The organism is Sulfitobacter sp. PR48 (genome assembly GCF_028807335.1).
In the GTDB taxonomy this organism is placed as follows: Bacteria; Pseudomonadota; Alphaproteobacteria; order Rhodobacterales; family Rhodobacteraceae; genus Sulfitobacter.
In genome coordinates, this window is the sequence record NZ_JARAMM010000007.1 from 13,319 (window position 1) to 30,030 (window position 16,712).

A 16,712-nucleotide genomic window follows, 5' to 3' on the forward strand; every position below is an offset into this window, starting at 1 on the left:
GGCGTGGGCTGCTTTCCGCGCTGATGATGCGATGCCGGTTTTCGTCATCTCCGGCATCGCAGATTGAGACGATTTTTTTGAAAAAATCGGTCCGGAGTTTTTGAAAGCTCCGGTTGGGATGTCATGAAAATGGCCGGGGCTTGTCGGTGCGGGGCGGTGGCGTGGGCTGCTTTCCGCGCGGATGGTCCGATGCCGGTTTTCGTCACTCCCGACATCGCAGATTGAGACGATTTTTTTGAAAAAATCGGTCCGGAGTTTTTGAAAACTCCGGTTGAGGTGTCATGAAAATGGCCGGGGCTTGTCGGTGCCGGGCGGTGGCGTGGGCGGCGTTCCGCGCTGATGGTCCGATGCCGGTCTGCGTTATGTCCGGCTTCGCCGCTTGAGACGATTTTTTTGAAAAAATCGGTCCGGAGTTTTTGAAAACTCCGGTTGGGGTGTCATGAAAATGGCCGGGGTTTGTCGGTGCGGGGCGGTGGAGACGGTCGCTTTCCGCGCTGATGGTCCGATGCCGGTTTTCGTCATCTCCAGCATCGCAGATTGAGACGATTTTTTTGAAAAAATCGGTCCGGAGTTTTTGAAAACTCCGAGCCGACTCTCCCCAGGCGTTATTCCCAGCAGCTGACCAATACCGTCATCCCCTGCGCGTTCAGGCGCAGGTCACGTGGTGCGATGGCGCCTGTGCGCTCTCCCGCTTTCAGGGTCAGGCCGGCCGTTGTGGCCAGTTCCGCGATCACCGCTGAATCGACCGCAAAATTCACGTTCTCCGGCAATTCCTGCGCGCCGGTGGCACGCGGCAGCAACATGCCCATGACATTGCCGCTGGCATCGAAAACCGGGCCGCCGACGTCACCGGCCTGTGCACCAAGTGCCAGACGCCGCAGCATCTCCTCGCCCTGCAGCCCGCGCACGTCCGACAGCGTGCCAAAGGTCAGCGTCGCCGCCGACAGCACGCCCTCATATGAATAGCCCGCGACAGAGATTTCCGATTGCAGGCGGGGGGTGCCGATGCCGAATTCGGCAATCGCGATGGGGGCCAGCGCCTCGCGCGGTTTCAGGATGGCGACACCGCTGGCACTGTCATTGGCGATCACATCGGCTTCGGTATCGCCGTCGATGGTCAGCCGGCCACAGCCTTGCACCGCCTCGGAGGTGGTGGCGACACTGCCATTGGCATCGACAAAGAAGCCGGAGCGCGCGATCTTGGGCTGACGCACCTGCAGCCCCGCGACCAGGTCGATGGCCTGTTCCTCGTTGCTGCCCGCCGCGGGGTCGAGCGCGCCGGGCAGACGGATCAGGCTTTTCGACATTTCCGCAATGACCCGGCGGCGGCGTTCCTCGTCGCCTGCGGGCCAGATCAGCGTGAACCCCTTGATATGGCCATCTTCCAGCGACACCTGGGTCTGGCTGATGATGCTGCCGTTTTCGCCGATCAGCTCGAAAGAGCTGTTCTTGCGGTCACGCGGGCCGTTCAGCGGCACGATCTCCAGGGTCTGCATGATGTCATAGAGGCCGAACAATGTGTTCTGATCCCCGGCCTGGCTGATCAGCAGCACCCGCGCGCCGATGTCGCCGGTGCTGTTGTACTGCACGAAAGGGGGTTCGTATTTGTCCAGCGCCACCTCTGCGGTGGGCATCATGATCTCGATCCCGGCCTTGTCGTCCCGGACCATCCGCAGCCCGAGCCCGTCCAGCACCGCGTTATATTGCTTCAGCAGGTCGGCGCGCTGCAGGGTGGTCAGCACGCCGGTCTCTTCATAGCCGTTGGCGGCCTGCCATTGCGCCATTGAGTTGCGCGTGCCGCGGCCAAAGGCGCCGTCGATGCTGGCATTGTAGAAACCCGCCCATTGCAGCGCGATCTGCAAATCGCGGCGTTCCTGCGCGTCAAGCAGACGCTCGGACAGGCGGGCCTCTTGTGGGGTCTCATCGGCGGGTTCGGGCTCCGGCGCGGGGGTGGGGGCCTCGGCCAGCGGTTCCGGTGTTGCCTCCGGTGTCGCATCCGGTGTTGTCGTCACCACCGTGGACGGCGTGTCGATCACCCCGCTGTTCAGCACATTGGCACCCACTGGCCAGAACTGCTGGTTGAACCGGCTGCTCAGCTGGATGAAGCTGTCGCGCGGCACCAGCCCGTCGCGGACATAGGTGCGCAGGACCTGTTCCGCGTCCGAGCGGCGGTAGGGGCCGACGGCGATGCCGTACCAGCCGCCGCCAAGTGAAAACCCGTTCACATCCTCAAGCAGGGTGGTATAGGCGCGCGCCCGGTCGGTCGCCGCCGCCAGGCTGGGCTGCGCCTCGATCTGGACCCAGACAACCTCGTCTGCGGCCTGGGCCTGCACGGGACGGGTCGCGGGGGGGGCAAAGGACAGGGTCGCGGCGCAAACAGCCAGAACAAGACGGATCATCGGGGCGTGTACTTTCACTGAATCAAAATCCGGCGCAGATAAGCAGGAAACCGCCACGAATGCTATGGCTGATGGTCCCCTATTTTATCACAATGCCGCAATTGACGCCCCAGGGTGACAGCCGTAGGAATGGCGCGCATAGAAAGAGGTCCTCCAAATGTCCGTAAACCCCGATGCGCCGCGTTCTTTCCAGGCAATCATTCTTGCCTTGCAGGGCTATTGGGCGCGCCACGGCTGCGCCATCCTGCAGCCCTATGACATGGAGGTGGGGGCCGGTACTTTCCATCCTGCCACAACTCTGCGCAGCCTGGGCACCCAGCCCTGGACGGCGGCCTATGTTCAGCCGTCGCGCCGCCCCACCGACGGACGCTATGGCGAGAACCCGAACCGGTTGCAGCATTACTATCAGTATCAGGTGCTGATCAAACCCAGCCCGCCCAATCTGCAGGAGCTCTATCTCGGCTCGCTTGAGGCGATCGGGATCAACATGGAGCTGCATGACATCCGCTTTGTCGAGGATGACTGGGAAAGCCCCACGCTGGGCGCCTGGGGTCTGGGCTGGGAGGTCTGGTGCGACGGCATGGAGGTCAGCCAGTTCACCTATTTCCAGCAGGTCGGCGGGCACGACTGCCACCCCGTTTCGGGCGAGCTGACCTATGGGCTTGAGCGGCTGGCGATGTATGTGCTGGGCGTGGATCACGTGATGGACATGCCCTTCAACGACCCCGACGCGCCAATACCGCTGACCTATGCGGATGTGTTCAAGCAAACGGAAGAGGAATACGCGCGCTGGAACTTCGACACCGCCAATACCGAGGTGCTGCTGCGCCAGTTCGAAGAGGCGGAAGCCCATTGCAGGCATATCCTCGACCAGCCCGCCCGGGACCCCAAGACCGGCAAGCGCATTGTCATGGCGCATCCGGCCTATGACCAATGCATCAAGGCTTCCCATATGTTCAACCTGCTGGACGCGCGCGGCGTGATCTCCGTCACCGAACGGCAGGCCTATATCGGGCGGGTGCGCACCCTGGCCAAGATGTGCGCCGATGCCTTTGTGCAGACCCGCGCAGGCGGCTGGACCGGGGACGCGGCGTGAGCGGCAAGATCATAGGGATTGTCATCTTGGTATCTGCATTGGTCGCGGGCGGGGTGCTTTATTACCTGCAGGTCTACGGGTTCTATGACGAAGTGCGCCAGGACAGCGTCTCGCTGGTGTCTTTGACATCGCAGCAGCCCGAAGCCATCCCGGCCGAGGGGATCACCGCCATTGACGCCGACAGTTCGCCGATCCGGTTCCGCGCCTGTTTCACCACGCCGCTGAGCCTGCCTTTCCTGACCGAAAGCTATGTCCTGCTGGACAGCGCCACGCCGCGCAATGCGCCGGGCTGGTTTTCCTGCTTTGACGCCGCCGCCATCGGTGCAGCGCTGGAGGAGGGCCGCGCGCTGGCCTTCATGGGGCAGAAGAACGTCCATTACGGCGTGGACCGCATCGTCGCGATCACCGAAGACGGGCACGGCTATGTCTGGCACGAGCTGAACGACTGCGGTGAAAAGGCCTATGATGGCACCGTGGTGGGCGAGGAATGCCCGCCCGCGCCATCGTCTGTGACGCAATAGGCGCGGCTCGGCTCGTCCGAACGCTGAACATGCCCCGGTCCTGCGAACATCTGGAAGGCTGGCCTGGGGCGCGGAGGCAGATCAACCGCAGCCGCAAATGAAGACATGTCATTTTTGACATGTCATTTTTGACATGTCTTCATTTGGGTGGTGTTTGCATCCAGCCGAGCCATGCGATTGCGCATGCCGGATCGACGAAGGGTTTGAATGGGCTGAAGGTTTTCGCGCAAATTGCGGTGAGGTGGCGGAAGCATTTGAGTCAGCAGCGTTTCGGGAGATCTTTGAGGCAGATCGCCACTGTCTTGAGAACAACAGGCGCGGCGACGGGAACCACGAGATTCGCCCCGGATCAGCGGCCCCGGGGTGGAAACACCGGCAAAAGCCGCCCCGGGGTCGCGGCGGGGTCTGGACGGCGGGGGATGCGCCCGTTATCCCTCGGCCACGTTCCCAACCGAAGTGTGACCTGTGCCAGACCTGCTGATCGAACTCTTCTCCGAAGAAATCCCCGCCCGGATGCAAAAACGTGCCGCCGCCGACCTGCAAAAGCTGGTCACGGATGGTCTGGTCGAGGCCGGTCTGACCTATGCCCATGCCGCCGCCTTTTCCACGCCGCGCCGCCTGACGCTGGCGCTTGAGGGGATGCTGGATGCCAGCCCCCGCACGGTGGAGGAACGCAAGGGCCCCAAGGCCGACGCGCCTGAAAAGGCCATCGAAGGTTTCCTGCGCGGTGCCGGTGTCACCCGCGACCAGCTGGAAGAGCGGGAAACGCCCAAGGGCAACATCCTCTTCGCCCGGATCGAAAAACCGGGCCGCCCGGCTGCTGACATCGTGGCGGAAGTGCTGGAACAGGCGATCCGCAATTTCCCCTGGCCGAAATCCATGCGCTGGGGCAATGGCACGCTGAAATGGGTGCGCCCGCTGCATTCCATCCTCTGCCTGATGAGCGATGAGGGCGGCGCGACTGTCGTTCCGCTTGAGGTTGATGGCATCACGGCGGGCAACAGCACGCGCGGCCACCGCTTTCTGGCGCCTGACGCGATCACGGTCGCGGGGTTCGAGGATTACGAGGCAAAGCTGAAGCGCGCCTTTGTCGTGCTGAACCCGCAGGAACGCGCCGATGCGATCTGGCACGACGCCACCAATGCCGCCTTTGCCGCCGGGATGGAGGTGGTTGAGGATGCGGGCCTGCTGGCCGAGGTTGCGGGGCTGGTGGAATGGCCGGTGGTCCTGATGGGGCCGATTGCGGATGATTTCCTCGACCTGCCGCCGGAGGTTCTGCAGACGTCAATGCGCGAGCATCAGAAATTCTTTTCGGTGAAGAACCCCAAGACGGGCCGGATCGAAAAGTTCATCACCGTTGCCAACCGCACCACGGCGGACGAGGGCGCGACCATTCTGGCGGGCAATGAAAAGGTGCTGTCGGCGCGGCTGTCGGACGCCAAGTTCTTTTGGGAAAACGACCTGCGCGTGGCGACATCCGAAAAGGGGATGGAGACCTGGGTCAAGGCGTTGGAAAACGTCACTTTCCACAACAAGCTGGGCACCCAGGCCGAGCTGATCGACCGCATGGCGACACTGGCCCGCGAACTGGCCCCGATGGTCGGCGCGGACCCCGACGAGGCATACGAGGCCGCGCGTCTGGCCAAGGCGGACCTGTCCTCCGAGATGGTCTATGAATTCCCTGAATTGCAGGGGCTGATGGGCAGCTATTATGCGCGCGCGGCGGGCAGGTCCGACGCGGTGGCAGCAGCGGCCAAAGAGCATTACGCGCCGCTGGGGCCGTCCGACGATGTGCCGACCGCGCCCGTGTCGGTGGCCGTGGCGCTGGCCGAGAAGATCGACAAGCTGACCGGGTTCTGGGCGATTGATGAGAAACCGACAGGGAGCAAAGACCCCTTTGCGCTGCGCAGGGCGGCGTTGGGGGTTATTCGGGTGCTCGTGGAGAATGGGCTGAGCGTTCCTGTCGAATCCATAGTCCGAGCGGCAGTTGCGCGCCTGCACCAGAAAATTGGAGCAGGTGCAGGTTGGGTTTACTGGGCGAAATGGAATGATCCCTACGGAACACACCGTGTAATTGTCTCCTCTGAAACTTCAATTGCTTGGGCGGAGAGTCGCGATAGCCGAAACGATTTCGCAACCTACTATGAGAAGCAACCTTTGCCCTTTAAAGAAGGAATGGATCTTTTCGAGGAGTTGGAAAGCACGGAAATTGGAAGGATCGGGCCTAATAAGCTACAAACATGTAGCTGGGTAGTTCCGGACCTCCTCTCCTTCCTCCACGACCGCCTCAAGGTCTACCTCAAGGATCAGGGCATCCGTCACGACGTGATCGACGCCTGCATCGCGATGGACGGCAATGACGATCTGACCCTGCTCGTCAAACGTGCCAAAGCCCTCTCCGAGACGCTGAAAACCGATGACGGCGAGAACCTGATCCAGGGCTTCAAACGCGCGAACAACATCCTGACCCAGGCGGAAGAGGCCGATGGCGTCGAATATTCCTTTGGCGCGGACATCAAATACGCCGAGGACGGCGCGGAGCGCGCATTGTTTGCGGCCCTCGATCAGGCAGAGGCGCAGATCAAACCGGCGATGGAGGCGCAGGACTTTGCCGCCGCCATGTCCGCCATGGCCGCCCTGCGTGGCCCGATTGATGGGTTTTTCGATGCGGTGCAGGTCAATTCCGACAATGGCATGGTGCGCCGCAACCGCCTGAACCTGCTCAGCCGGATCCGCAGCATCTGTACCTCCGTCGCGGATCTGACGAAGATCGAGGGTTAAGCGCCCATCCTCCCCGGGGCGACCCGGGGAGGGCGATCCACCGCCAGCGGTTCCCCGCGAGACAGCGCCAGCCCATCGTCACTCTTGCCACTAAGCCGCAAGGCCCTATGCTGCGATGAAACCCAAAGGTGCTGCAGTGCAGAATAATCCCGATACCACCCTCGTCACGGCCACTGCGCCCATCGCCAACGAAAGCCACGGCGGCCGCGCCAAATGCCTGCAACGGCTGGTGCGTCTGGACCTGCCGGTGCCGCGCACCGTTGCCCTGTCCTTTGACGCGGTGCACCGGCTGGGCGACGCGCAATTGCCCAATGTCGATGCGGTGGTGGCGGAATTCCCCGAAGATGCCATGCTCTGCGTGCGCCCCTCCAGCGAAGACCCGGACTGGGGCGGGCCGGGGGCGGTGCTGAACATCGGGATCAATGACGCGCGGCTGAAGGAATTGTCCAAATCCCTGGGCGAAGAGGCCGCCGCCGGGCTTTATACCCGTTTCGTGCAATCCTACGCGGTCAATGTGGCGCGGCTGGACCCCGACATGTTCGACGATGTGAACGGCGATGGCCGCGCCGCGCTGGCGCAGTCGCTGCAGGCCTATGAACAGGAAACGGAAGAAGCCTTTCCCCAGGACCGCACCACCCAGCTCTCGGCGGTGCTGCGGTCGATGGCGCGGGCCTGGAACGGCACATCGGCCCGCCTGCTGCGTCAGGCCAAGGGCGCGCCGGCCGATGCCGGGCTGGGGCTGGTGGTGCAGGAAATGGCCTTTGGCGTCGGTTCGGGGCAATGCGGCTCTGGCGTGCTGCAACTGGTCAACAGCGACACCGGCGCGCCCCAGATCACCGGGCGCTACCTGAGCCAGTCGCAGGGGCGCGACGCGCTGGAAGGGGATGCGGCAGCGCTGTACCTGACCAAGGACCCGCGCGGCGAGTCGCTGGAGGAACTGGCGCCGGAGGCCTTTGCCGAGCTGACCGAACATGCCGCCCTGATGCGCAGGAAGCTGCGCGAGGAAATGCAGGTGGAATTCGTCATCGAGGACGGGCGTCTGCATATTCTGGACGGCGTGCGCGTGGCGCGGTCCTCGCGGGCGGCGGTGCGCATCTCCGTGGCCCTGGCGGATGACAAGATCATCACGCGGGAGGAAGCCCTGATGCGGGTGCAGCCCCGCACACTGACCGAATTGCTGCACCGGCAGGTGGACCCGCGCACCAAGCGCGACGTGATCGGGCGCGGCATTGCCGCCAGCCCCGGTGCCGCCACCGGCAAGATCGTCTTTACCGCGACGGAGGCGCAGGCAAGTGCCGCGCGGGGCGAAGCCTGTATCCTGATCCGGCGCGAAACCTCGCCCGAGGACATTCGCGGCATGCATGCCGCCGCCGCCGTACTGACAGAGCGGGGCGGCATCACCAGCCATGCCGCCGTGATCGGGCGCGGCATCGGCCTGCCCTGCGTGGTGGGGGCCTCCAACATGCGGTTCAACCTGCGCAAGGGCCAGATCACCGCATCGGACGGGCGGACATTCTCCACCGGGGACGAGATCACCGTGGACGGCTCCAACGGTCAGGTGCTGGCCGGGGCCGCCCAGATGCGCGAAGCGGCGCTTGACGATACCTTTAACCGGCTGATGACCTGGGCCGAGGAGGTGGCGGACATCAAGATCCGTGCCAATGCCGACACCCCCGCCGATGCCCAGACCGCGCGCAATTTCAACGCCCATGGCATCGGGCTGTGCCGGACGGAACATATGTTCTTTGATCCCGGCCGCCTGACGGTGATGCGCGAGATGATCTTTGCCGAAACCGGGGAGGACCGGCGCGCGGTGCTGGAGCGGCTGCTGCCGATGCAGCGCGACGACTTTACCCAGTTGTTCCGCATCATGCAGGGCCAGCCGGTCTGCATCCGGCTGTTCGACCCGCCGCTGCATGAATTCCTGCCCGGTGACAAGGCCGGCCAGCGCGAGCTGGCGGAGGCGCTGAACCTGCCCCTGTCCGACGTGATCCGGCGGGTCGAGGGGCTGAGCGAATACAACCCGATGCTGGGGATGCGCGGTGTGCGCCTGGGCGTGACGGTGCCGGAAATCTACGAGATGCAGGCCCGCGCGATCTTTGAGGCGACCATTGCCGCCAGCCGCGATGGCGAGCCGGTGGTGCCCGAGGTGATGATCCCGCTGGTCAGCGCCCGCCGCGAGGTGGAGCTGATCAAGACCTCCGTCGATGCCATTGCTGCCGCCGTGCGCAACGAAACCGGGGTGCAGTTCACCTATCGCCTCGGCGTGATGGTCGAAACGCCCCGGGCCGCTCTGCGGGCAGGCGAAATCGCGCCCCATTGTTCCTTTCTCAGCTTCGGCACCAATGACCTGACGCAGATGACCTATGGGCTGTCGCGCGACGATGCGGGGCGGTTCATGTCGAATTATGTCCAGCAGGGCGTTTTCCCGGAAGACCCGTTTCACGTGCTTGATACGGACGGGGTAGGGGAGCTGCTGCAACTGGGCGCGGAACGTGGCCGCAAGGCCCGTCCGGGCATCACCTTGTCGATCTGCGGGGAGCATGGCGGCAACCCCGAATCAATCGCTTTTTGCCGCGCGGTGGGATTTGACTATGTTTCCTGCTCGCCGTTTCGCGTACCGGTTGCACGGCTGGCGGCCGCGCAATTGGCGATCGGCCACAAGATCGGGTAGCAGGCGGTATTCCGCCATCTAGCACTTGACGTCCAATATGTCGCACGGGCCGATGGGTTTACGCGCGGCCCATTCTTGGCTAGGCCCGCCCCAACCGAAATAACATAATGGGGGCGCAGGATGCGTCTGTTTCTTTCCACTGCCAGCTTTCTGCTGCTCTCGCTCATGCTGATGGTGCCGGTCGCGGCACATGCCAATGCGGAGAAGGCAGAAGAACTTGCACGGCTCGAAACCAATGGTCTGAAATCTGCCGGGGCGAAACGGTTGAAGTCTTTCGTCAGCGCGCCGGAGGGTGCGCAGGGGGATGTGAAATTCTCCAAGGCCTGGCTGGATGCACAGCCCAGAGCGAACGGGTCGTCTGAATGGCGCTGTCTGGCCGAGGCGCTCTATTTCGAAGCGCGCGGCGAGACGGTCAAGGGCCAGTTCGCGGTTGCCGAAGTGATCAAGAACCGCGTCAAGAGCGGACGTTTCCCGGGGTCTTTCTGCGGGGTGATCCACCAGGGCACCGGCAAGAAGTACCAATGCCAGTTCACCTATACCTGTGACGGCAACAAGGAAGTCATCGCGGAGCCCAAGGCCTTTGCCCGGGTGGCCAAGGTTGCCAAATACACCATCGACGGCAAGGTGCCTGCGCTGACAAACGGTGCCACGCATTACCACACCACTGCCGTGCGTCCGCGCTGGAGCAAGGTCTATACCAGAACCGCGCAGATCGGCGTGCACTTGTTTTATCGTCATACCTGGCGGTCGGCGTCCAACTGACGCCGTTTTCGGGTGCTGGCCTGACGGATTGCAGGCTGCTAAGGACGCGGTGACGCGGTAGAAATACCTCAGTCACACCTGTCCGAGCCGCATGATCCGAAAGCCCTGCCATGTCCAAAGAAGCCCGCCTTGCCTTTGCCCATCCCTCCGAGCGGGCCGATGCCCTGGCCGGGGCGGACCCGCTGGACCGCATTTCCCTGCGCAATCACATTGTCGAGGTCGAGATCGGCGCCTTTCAGGCCGAACGCGGCGTCAGGCAGCGCATCTGCTTCAACGTGGTGGTCGAGGTGCAGCCGCTGACCGGGCCGGTCGATGATGATGTGGACCGCATCCTGAGCTATGACCGCGTGACAGAGGCGATTGCCGCCGAACTGGCGGTGGAACGGCTGGCCTTGCTGGAAACCCTTGCCGAACGGGTGGCGGACCGCATTCTGCTGGAACCGCAGGCAGTGCGTGCCTTTATCCGGATCGAGAAGCTGGATCGCGGCCCCGGTGCCCTGGGGGTCGAGATCGTGCGCGCGCGCGGCGATGCCCCGGCGGCAGAGGTCGCCCCCGGTGACGCGCCGCATCCCGAACTGGTCTATCTCAGCAATGCCGCCATCGCCTCGCCCCATCTGCCGGGCTGGCTGGACCAGCTGGAAGAACTGGGACGGCCCCTGATCCTGTGTGTGGGGGCCCCGGATGTGGCGGCACCGCAGCTCAAGCACCGCATGGCGCAGCGGCGGATCGACCTGCTGGCGATCGAGCAGAATGCCTGGGTGCTTGCGGCCCGTGACGACCGCTGCGTGGTGGTCGCCACCCGGACCGAACTGGACTGGGCGATGCGCAACGGCCAGACCTGCGTCTGGGCGCCATCCAAGATCGTGCTTGATTCCGTCGATACCCCCTCGGCGCAACCGCATGACGCCGTGGCGCTGGCCGCATGGTTCGCCGCGACCTTCGATGCGGAGGAAATGCTGGTGGTGGGGGCCGATCTGCCCGAGGGCGCATCCGTCCCCCTGCGCGGTGTCTCGCTGGACCAGGCAAAGCTGTGAGGGTCTATTACCGACCGCTGGCACAGGTCGGCCCGGCCCGGCCGGAAGGGGCTGTGGCGCTTGCCGGGGGCTGGGCATGGTTCACCCATGCCGAAGCCCTGTCGCGGACAGAACCATCCCGCGTCATCCCGGCGCAGGAGATCCCGGCAGAGCCTCTGGCGGCGCTGACTGCGCCGCGTGCCCCGGTTGGCGGGCTCCAGATGGGCCAGCCCCGCGTCATGGGCATCCTGAACGCGACGCCGGACAGTTTTTCCGACGGTGGGCTGCATGCGGCGGCGGATGATGCCATCGCGGCGGGTCTGCGGATGCGGGATGCGGGGGTGGACCTGTTCGATGTGGGCGGGGAATCCACCCGGCCCGGCGCGGTGACGGTGGACCCCGAAGAGGAGGCGCGCCGCGTTGTCCCGATCATCGCCGGGCTGCGCGACACCGGCGTGCTGATCTCTGTCGATACGCGCAAGGCCTGTGTCGCAGAGGCCGCGCTGGAGGCCGGTGCGGGGCTGATCAATGATGTTTCGGGCTTTACCTATGATCCGGCACTGGCCGGCGTGGCGGCAGGGGCGGGCGTGCCTGTCTGCGTGATGCATGCGCTGGGGGACCCGGCCACGATGCAAAAGAACCCGCAGTATGAAAATGTGCTGCTGGATGTCTATGATTTCCTCGCGGCGCAGATCGCGGTGCTGGCGGGCGCGGGCATCGCCCGTGACCGGATCATCGCGGACCCCGGCATCGGCTTTGGCAAGACGCTGGAGCACAACCTGACGCTGCTGTCGGGGCTCAGCCTGTTTCACGGTCTGGGCGTGCCGATTCTGCTGGGCGCCTCACGCAAAGGTTTCATCGGGACACTTGGGAACGCGCCTTTGGCGGGTTCCCGCGCAGGCGGGTCGATTGGCGTGGCCCTGGCGGGGGTGACGCAGGGGGCGCAGATATTGCGGGTTCATGACGTGGCAGATACCTTGCAGGCAATCACGCTGTGGCGTGCGGCAATATCAGGACGACGAGATGACTAAGCTATTTGGCACCGACGGCGTGCGCGGCACGGCAAACATCTATCCGATGACCGCCGAAATGGCGCTGCGCATCGGTGCGGCGGTGGGCCGGTACTTTCGCCGCGAGAGCAAGGGGGTGCACCGGGTGGTCATCGGCAAGGACACCCGGCTGTCCGGTTATATGTTCGAAAACGCGCTGACCGCCGGCCTGACCAGTTCGGGGATGAATGTGCTGCTGCTGGGCCCGGTGCCGACGCCGGCGGTGGGCTTGCTGACCCGGTCGATGCGCGCCGATCTGGGGGTGATGATTTCGGCCAGCCACAATCACGCGCATGACAACGGGATCAAGTTCTTTGGTCCCGACGGCTACAAGCTGTCAGATCAGGCGGAGGCCGAGATCGAGGCGCTGGTGGCCGATGGGGTCGAGATGGTGCAGGCGCCCGAGATCGGCCGCGCCAAGCGGATCGACGACAGCCGCTTTCGCTATATCGAGCGGGTCAAATCCTCCTTTCCCCGGCAGATGCGGCTTGATGGTCTGAAGGTGGTGATCGACTGCGCCAATGGTGCCGCGCACCATGTGGCACCGATGGCCCTGTGGGAACTGGGGGCGACGGTGGTGCCGATGGGGGTTTCCCCCAATGGGCACAACATCAACGAGGGCTGCGGATCGACCCATCCGGAGGCGGCGGCAGAGGCGGTCGTGGCGCATGGTGCCGATGTCGGGATCTGCCTTGACGGGGATGCGGACCGGGTTGTCCTGATCGACGAGAACGGCATGGTCGGCGATGGTGACCAGTTCATGGCGCTGATGGCGGCACGCTGGGCCGACGAGGGCAAGCTGGCAGGCGGCGCGCTGGTCGCCACGGTGATGAGCAACCTTGGCCTGGAGCAATTCCTGGAAGGGCGCGGCCTGCGGCTGGAACGTACCAATGTCGGTGACCGCTATGTGGTGGAACGGATGCGCAAGGGCGGCTTCAACCTCGGCGGGGAACAATCGGGCCATATCGTGATGACAGACCATGCCACCACCGGCGACGGCCTGATGGCGGGGCTGCAATTCCTGGCCGAGATGTGCCAGTCGGGCAAGGCGGCGTCGCAATTGCTGCATCAGTTCGACCCGGTGCCGCAATTGCTGAAGAATGTGCGTTTCGGCGCGGGTCAGACCCCGCTGGAGGATGCGGCGGTGCAGGCGGCCATCGCGCAGGCGGAGGCAGATCTTGCCACCGGCGGGCGGTTGCTGATCCGCAAATCGGGGACCGAGCCGCTGGTGCGCGTCATGGCCGAACATGAGGATGCGGCGCTGATGGAACGGGCCGTGGACAGCGTGGTCGATGCCGTGGGCGATGCGGTTTCACTGCCTGCTGACGGTTGATCGCGGCGGATCACCCCAGTCTTGCGCGCTTCATGTCCATGATCAGGCCGATTGAATCCATATAAAGCGTGCCCACGACCTTGGCGTTGCGGGCCGCTTTCCTCTGGGCCTGCAAAGCGGCGGTATTGCTTTTGTTGGCTTTGCGCAGGGTGGTTTCCACCGCGGCATTCTGGCCTGCGATCGGGATGCTGAGCCTTACCGAACGTGCCTTGGCCAGAGCCGCCGCGCCGTTCTTGCTCATCTCGGCAAAGAGCGCATCGCCATGCTGGCGCACCGAGCCGACCTTGGCCGCGCGTTTGGTTCGTTGCCGGGCAGGCACACCGCCCGCTGCGCGGCTGTCTGCCACAAGTTTGGCATTCCTGATGTTCTGCGTCATCACCAGCACGGCCAGGAACAGCACGAGCAAATGCACCTGCGTCACAATCAGCAGGATCAGCGCCGCAGTGGAGGGCGAGCGCCCCTCGCCACCGGCTTCTGCCGCGTCCGGCATGGTGAAAAAGCCCGCGACGGCAAGGGCCGTCAGCGTCGAAACGACGTCTCTTCTGTCAAATCTAGTCATGGTTTCCCCCTTCCTGAATGCCTTTCGCTTAACCTCGCGGCGCTGTCGTCGCCCTGGTGGCGTCGCGTTCATGAGAGGTCACGCGATGCGGTCTAACCTGTTGGTTTCGCATGTCCGAGGCGTTCAAAACCGGCTCAAATCCGGGCGAAATGCCCCAGGGCGTAGAAGTCCAGGATCTCGGGCAGCGTCAGGTGGTTCAGGTGTAATGCGAAGTGCGATCAATAGGGTCAGGATAGCGCGAAAACGGAAAATCACCAAATCCGGGGTTTCACCAATCGCGTCTGACGAACTACCCGAAGCATCAGGTATCAAGTAACCTGTTGAAATTCCTGATTTCAGGCAGCGTCAGGCGATTCAGGTTTTTCCATGACGCTTTACCGGCCAAACAGCCGCCGCAGCGCGCCAAACTGGCTGAGGGCGACGCCGGCCAGGATCAGCGCCATGGCACCGATCAGGGCGGGGGGCAAGGGCTCTGACAGCAGCAGCGCGCCCAGAACCACGGACCAGACCGGCACCTGATAATTCACCAGGCTCATGAAGACAGGACCGGCGCTGCGCACCACCGTCACCCGCAGCAGGTTGGCGGCCGCCGTCGGCACAAGGCCGAGAAAGGCCAGCACGAACAATGTATTGCGGTCGGGTAGTGGCGGCGGCCCTTCGACGGCCCAGGCGGCGGGCAGGATCAGGGCGGCACCGATCACCAGCAGAACCGCGGCCAGCCCGATGGTATCCACGGCAGGCAGGCGGCGCATCAGGATCGAGCTGACGGCATAGCAGGCCGCCGCCGCGATGCAGGCAAGGCGGCCGGGCAGTTCCAGCGCCGTGCCGCTGCTCTCGAAAGCCCGGCTGCCGATCAGCAGGCAGACCCCGGCAAAGCCAAGAAGAAAACCGATCACCTTGCGGGTGTTGAGCCGTTCGCCGGGCACAAAGAAATGCGCCAGCGGCAAGACGATCAGCGCGATGGCGGCCATCGAGACACCTGCAAAGCCGGAGGTGACATGCTGTTGGCCCCAGGCCAGCAGGGAAAACGGCACAGCCCCGCTGAGCGCCCCGATGAGGACAAGGGCCACAAGATCGCCAGCGGCGGGCGGGCTGGCGAAAAGCGTGAACCCCCGCACCCCCCAAACCACGACCATCACAAGTGTCGCAAAGACGATGCGCGCCGCAGCCAGCCAGAAGGGCGTGATGCCGCGCAGCGCAATTTCGGTGACGAGAAAGGTGCCGCCCCAGATGAGGGCCAGCAGGGCGATCATCAACCAGCTGGTTGTGGTGATCCTTGGGGCATCATGCATGGGCTGTCCTTTTGCTCATGCACTGATGGGCCCGGATCAGGACGAAGTCAAAGGTGAATGCTTCGATCCTGGTCGAATGATGCCGGTCAGGGGCGGCGGGATAAAGCCGGGGCATTTCGCGCAGCTGTCGGGACCCGCCGGGGGAGAGGTGCGAAGCCCGGTCAGAACCGGGCTTCGCAGGTGGTCATACCGATCAGTTCTTGGATTTGTCGACCATCTTGCCGGCAGAGATCCAGGGCATCATCTCGCGCAGTTTTGCGCCGACCTGTTCGATCTGGTGTTCGTCGTTCATGCGGCGTCTGCCTTTGAAGAAGGGCTGACCCACGGCGTTTTCCTGCATGAAGTCGCGCACGAAGGCACCGGACTGGATGTCGTTCAGCACTGCTTTCATCCGCGCCTTGGTCTCGTCATAGGGCAGGATGCGCGGGCCGGAGACATATTCGCCATATTCGGCCGTGTTGGAGATCGAGTAGTTCATGTTGGCGATACCGCCTTCATAGATCAGGTCCACGATCAGCTTCACTTCGTGCAGGCATTCGAAATAGGCCATTTCCGGCGCGTAGCCGGCTTCGACCAGGGTCTCGAAACCCATGCGGATCAGCTCAACCAGACCGCCACAGAGCACCGCCTGTTCGCCGAAGAGGTCGGTTTCGCATTCTTCGCGGAAGTTGGTTTCGATGATGCCCGACCGGCCACCGCCGATGGCGGAGCAATAGGACAGGCCGATTTCCAGCGCCTTGCCGGAAGCGTCCTTGTCCACGGCCACCAGACAGGGCACGCCGCCGCCCTTGGTGTATTCGCCGCGCACGGTGTGACCGGGGCCCTTGGGCGCCATCATGATCACGTCGATGCCTTCTTTCGGCTCGATCAGGCCGAAATGCACGTTCAGACCATGGGCAAAGGCAATCGCGGCACCTTCGCGGATGTTGTCATGGACGTATTTGCGGTAGGTCTCGGCCTGAAGTTCGTCGGGCATGGTGAACATGATCAGGTCGGCCCATGCGGCGGCTTCGGCGATGCCCATGACCTTGAGGCCTTCGCCGGTCGCCTTGGCGGCGGACGCGGAGCCTTCGCGCAGGGCGACGACGAGGTTCTTGGCACCTGAATCGCGCAGGTTCAGGGCGTGGGCATGGCCCTGCGAGCCATAGCCCAGGATGGCGACCTTCTTGTCCTTGATCAGGTTCACGTCGCAGTCACGGTCATAATAAACGCGCATATCGCTTGTCCTTTGGT

The 16,712-nt window shown here is 63.8% G+C and carries 12 protein-coding genes; 8 read left to right on the forward strand and 4 right to left on the reverse strand.

The genetic code is table 11. The features are described 5' to 3' along the window. Positions 1–605: 605 nt before the first annotated feature. Positions 606–2,399 carry a serine protease gene (locus tag PVW51_RS10670; protein ID WP_274575033.1) on the reverse strand — a complete coding sequence of 598 codons (1,794 nt, stop codon included), beginning with the start codon at positions 2,397–2,399 and terminating at the stop codon, positions 606–608. A gap of 157 nt (positions 2,400–2,556) precedes the next feature. Between PVW51_RS10670 and PVW51_RS10675 the strand changes: the two genes are divergently transcribed. The 8 genes from PVW51_RS10675 to glmM all read left to right on the forward strand — a co-directional run bounded on the left by PVW51_RS10675 (position 2,557) and on the right by glmM (position 13,628). Then, positions 2,557–3,495, forward strand: a complete 939-nt coding sequence (locus PVW51_RS10675) for a glycine--tRNA ligase subunit alpha (protein ID WP_274575034.1) — start codon at positions 2,557–2,559, stop codon at positions 3,493–3,495. After that, positions 3,492–4,016 (forward strand): DUF6446 family protein, encoded by a 525-nt coding sequence (locus tag PVW51_RS10680; RefSeq protein ID WP_114275692.1) that lies wholly within the window; start codon positions 3,492–3,494, stop codon positions 4,014–4,016. The genes PVW51_RS10675 and PVW51_RS10680 overlap by 4 nt, the downstream gene beginning before the upstream one ends. A gap of 465 nt (positions 4,017–4,481) precedes the next feature. Further along, positions 4,482–6,797, forward strand: coding sequence for a glycine--tRNA ligase subunit beta (gene glyS / locus PVW51_RS10685; RefSeq protein WP_274575035.1), 2,316 nt, complete (start codon positions 4,482–4,484; stop codon positions 6,795–6,797). 115 nt (positions 6,798–6,912) lie between these two features. Beyond that, positions 6,913–9,471, forward strand: a complete 2,559-nt coding sequence (locus PVW51_RS10690; RefSeq protein ID WP_269363782.1) for a putative PEP-binding protein — start codon at positions 6,913–6,915, stop codon at positions 9,469–9,471. Between the two features lie 120 nt (positions 9,472–9,591). Then, the gene (locus tag PVW51_RS10695; RefSeq protein WP_269363780.1) at positions 9,592–10,233 is read left to right on the forward strand and encodes a cell wall hydrolase; all 642 of its coding nucleotides are present in this window, start codon (positions 9,592–9,594) and stop codon (positions 10,231–10,233) included. A gap of 110 nt (positions 10,234–10,343) precedes the next feature. Further along, a complete protein-coding gene (locus tag PVW51_RS10700) occupies positions 10,344–11,267 on the forward strand; it encodes a dihydroneopterin aldolase (protein WP_274575037.1) in 924 nt (307 codons plus the stop codon). Beyond that, positions 11,264–12,277, forward strand: coding sequence for a dihydropteroate synthase (gene folP, locus PVW51_RS10705; protein ID WP_274575038.1), 1,014 nt, complete (start codon positions 11,264–11,266; stop codon positions 12,275–12,277). The genes PVW51_RS10700 and folP overlap by 4 nt, the downstream gene beginning before the upstream one ends. After that, positions 12,270–13,628, forward strand: a complete 1,359-nt coding sequence (glmM, locus tag PVW51_RS10710) for a phosphoglucosamine mutase (protein WP_269363774.1) — start codon at positions 12,270–12,272, stop codon at positions 13,626–13,628. The genes folP and glmM overlap by 8 nt, the downstream gene beginning before the upstream one ends. Before the next feature lie 10 nt (positions 13,629–13,638). Here glmM and PVW51_RS10715 read toward each other — a convergent pair whose 3' ends face one another. The 3 genes from PVW51_RS10715 to ilvC all read right to left on the reverse strand — a co-directional run bounded on the left by PVW51_RS10715 (position 13,639) and on the right by ilvC (position 16,695). Continuing rightward, a complete protein-coding gene (locus tag PVW51_RS10715) occupies positions 13,639–14,187 on the reverse strand; it encodes a hypothetical protein (RefSeq protein WP_274575039.1) in 549 nt (182 codons plus the stop codon). 374 nt (positions 14,188–14,561) lie between these two features. Then, positions 14,562–15,479 (reverse strand): DMT family transporter, encoded by a 918-nt coding sequence (locus tag PVW51_RS10720; RefSeq protein ID WP_274575040.1) that lies wholly within the window; start codon positions 15,477–15,479, stop codon positions 14,562–14,564. 193 nt (positions 15,480–15,672) lie between these two features. Then, positions 15,673–16,695, reverse strand: coding sequence for a ketol-acid reductoisomerase (gene ilvC / locus PVW51_RS10725; protein WP_274575041.1), 1,023 nt, complete (start codon positions 16,693–16,695; stop codon positions 15,673–15,675). Between the last annotated feature and the right edge of the window lie 17 nt (positions 16,696–16,712).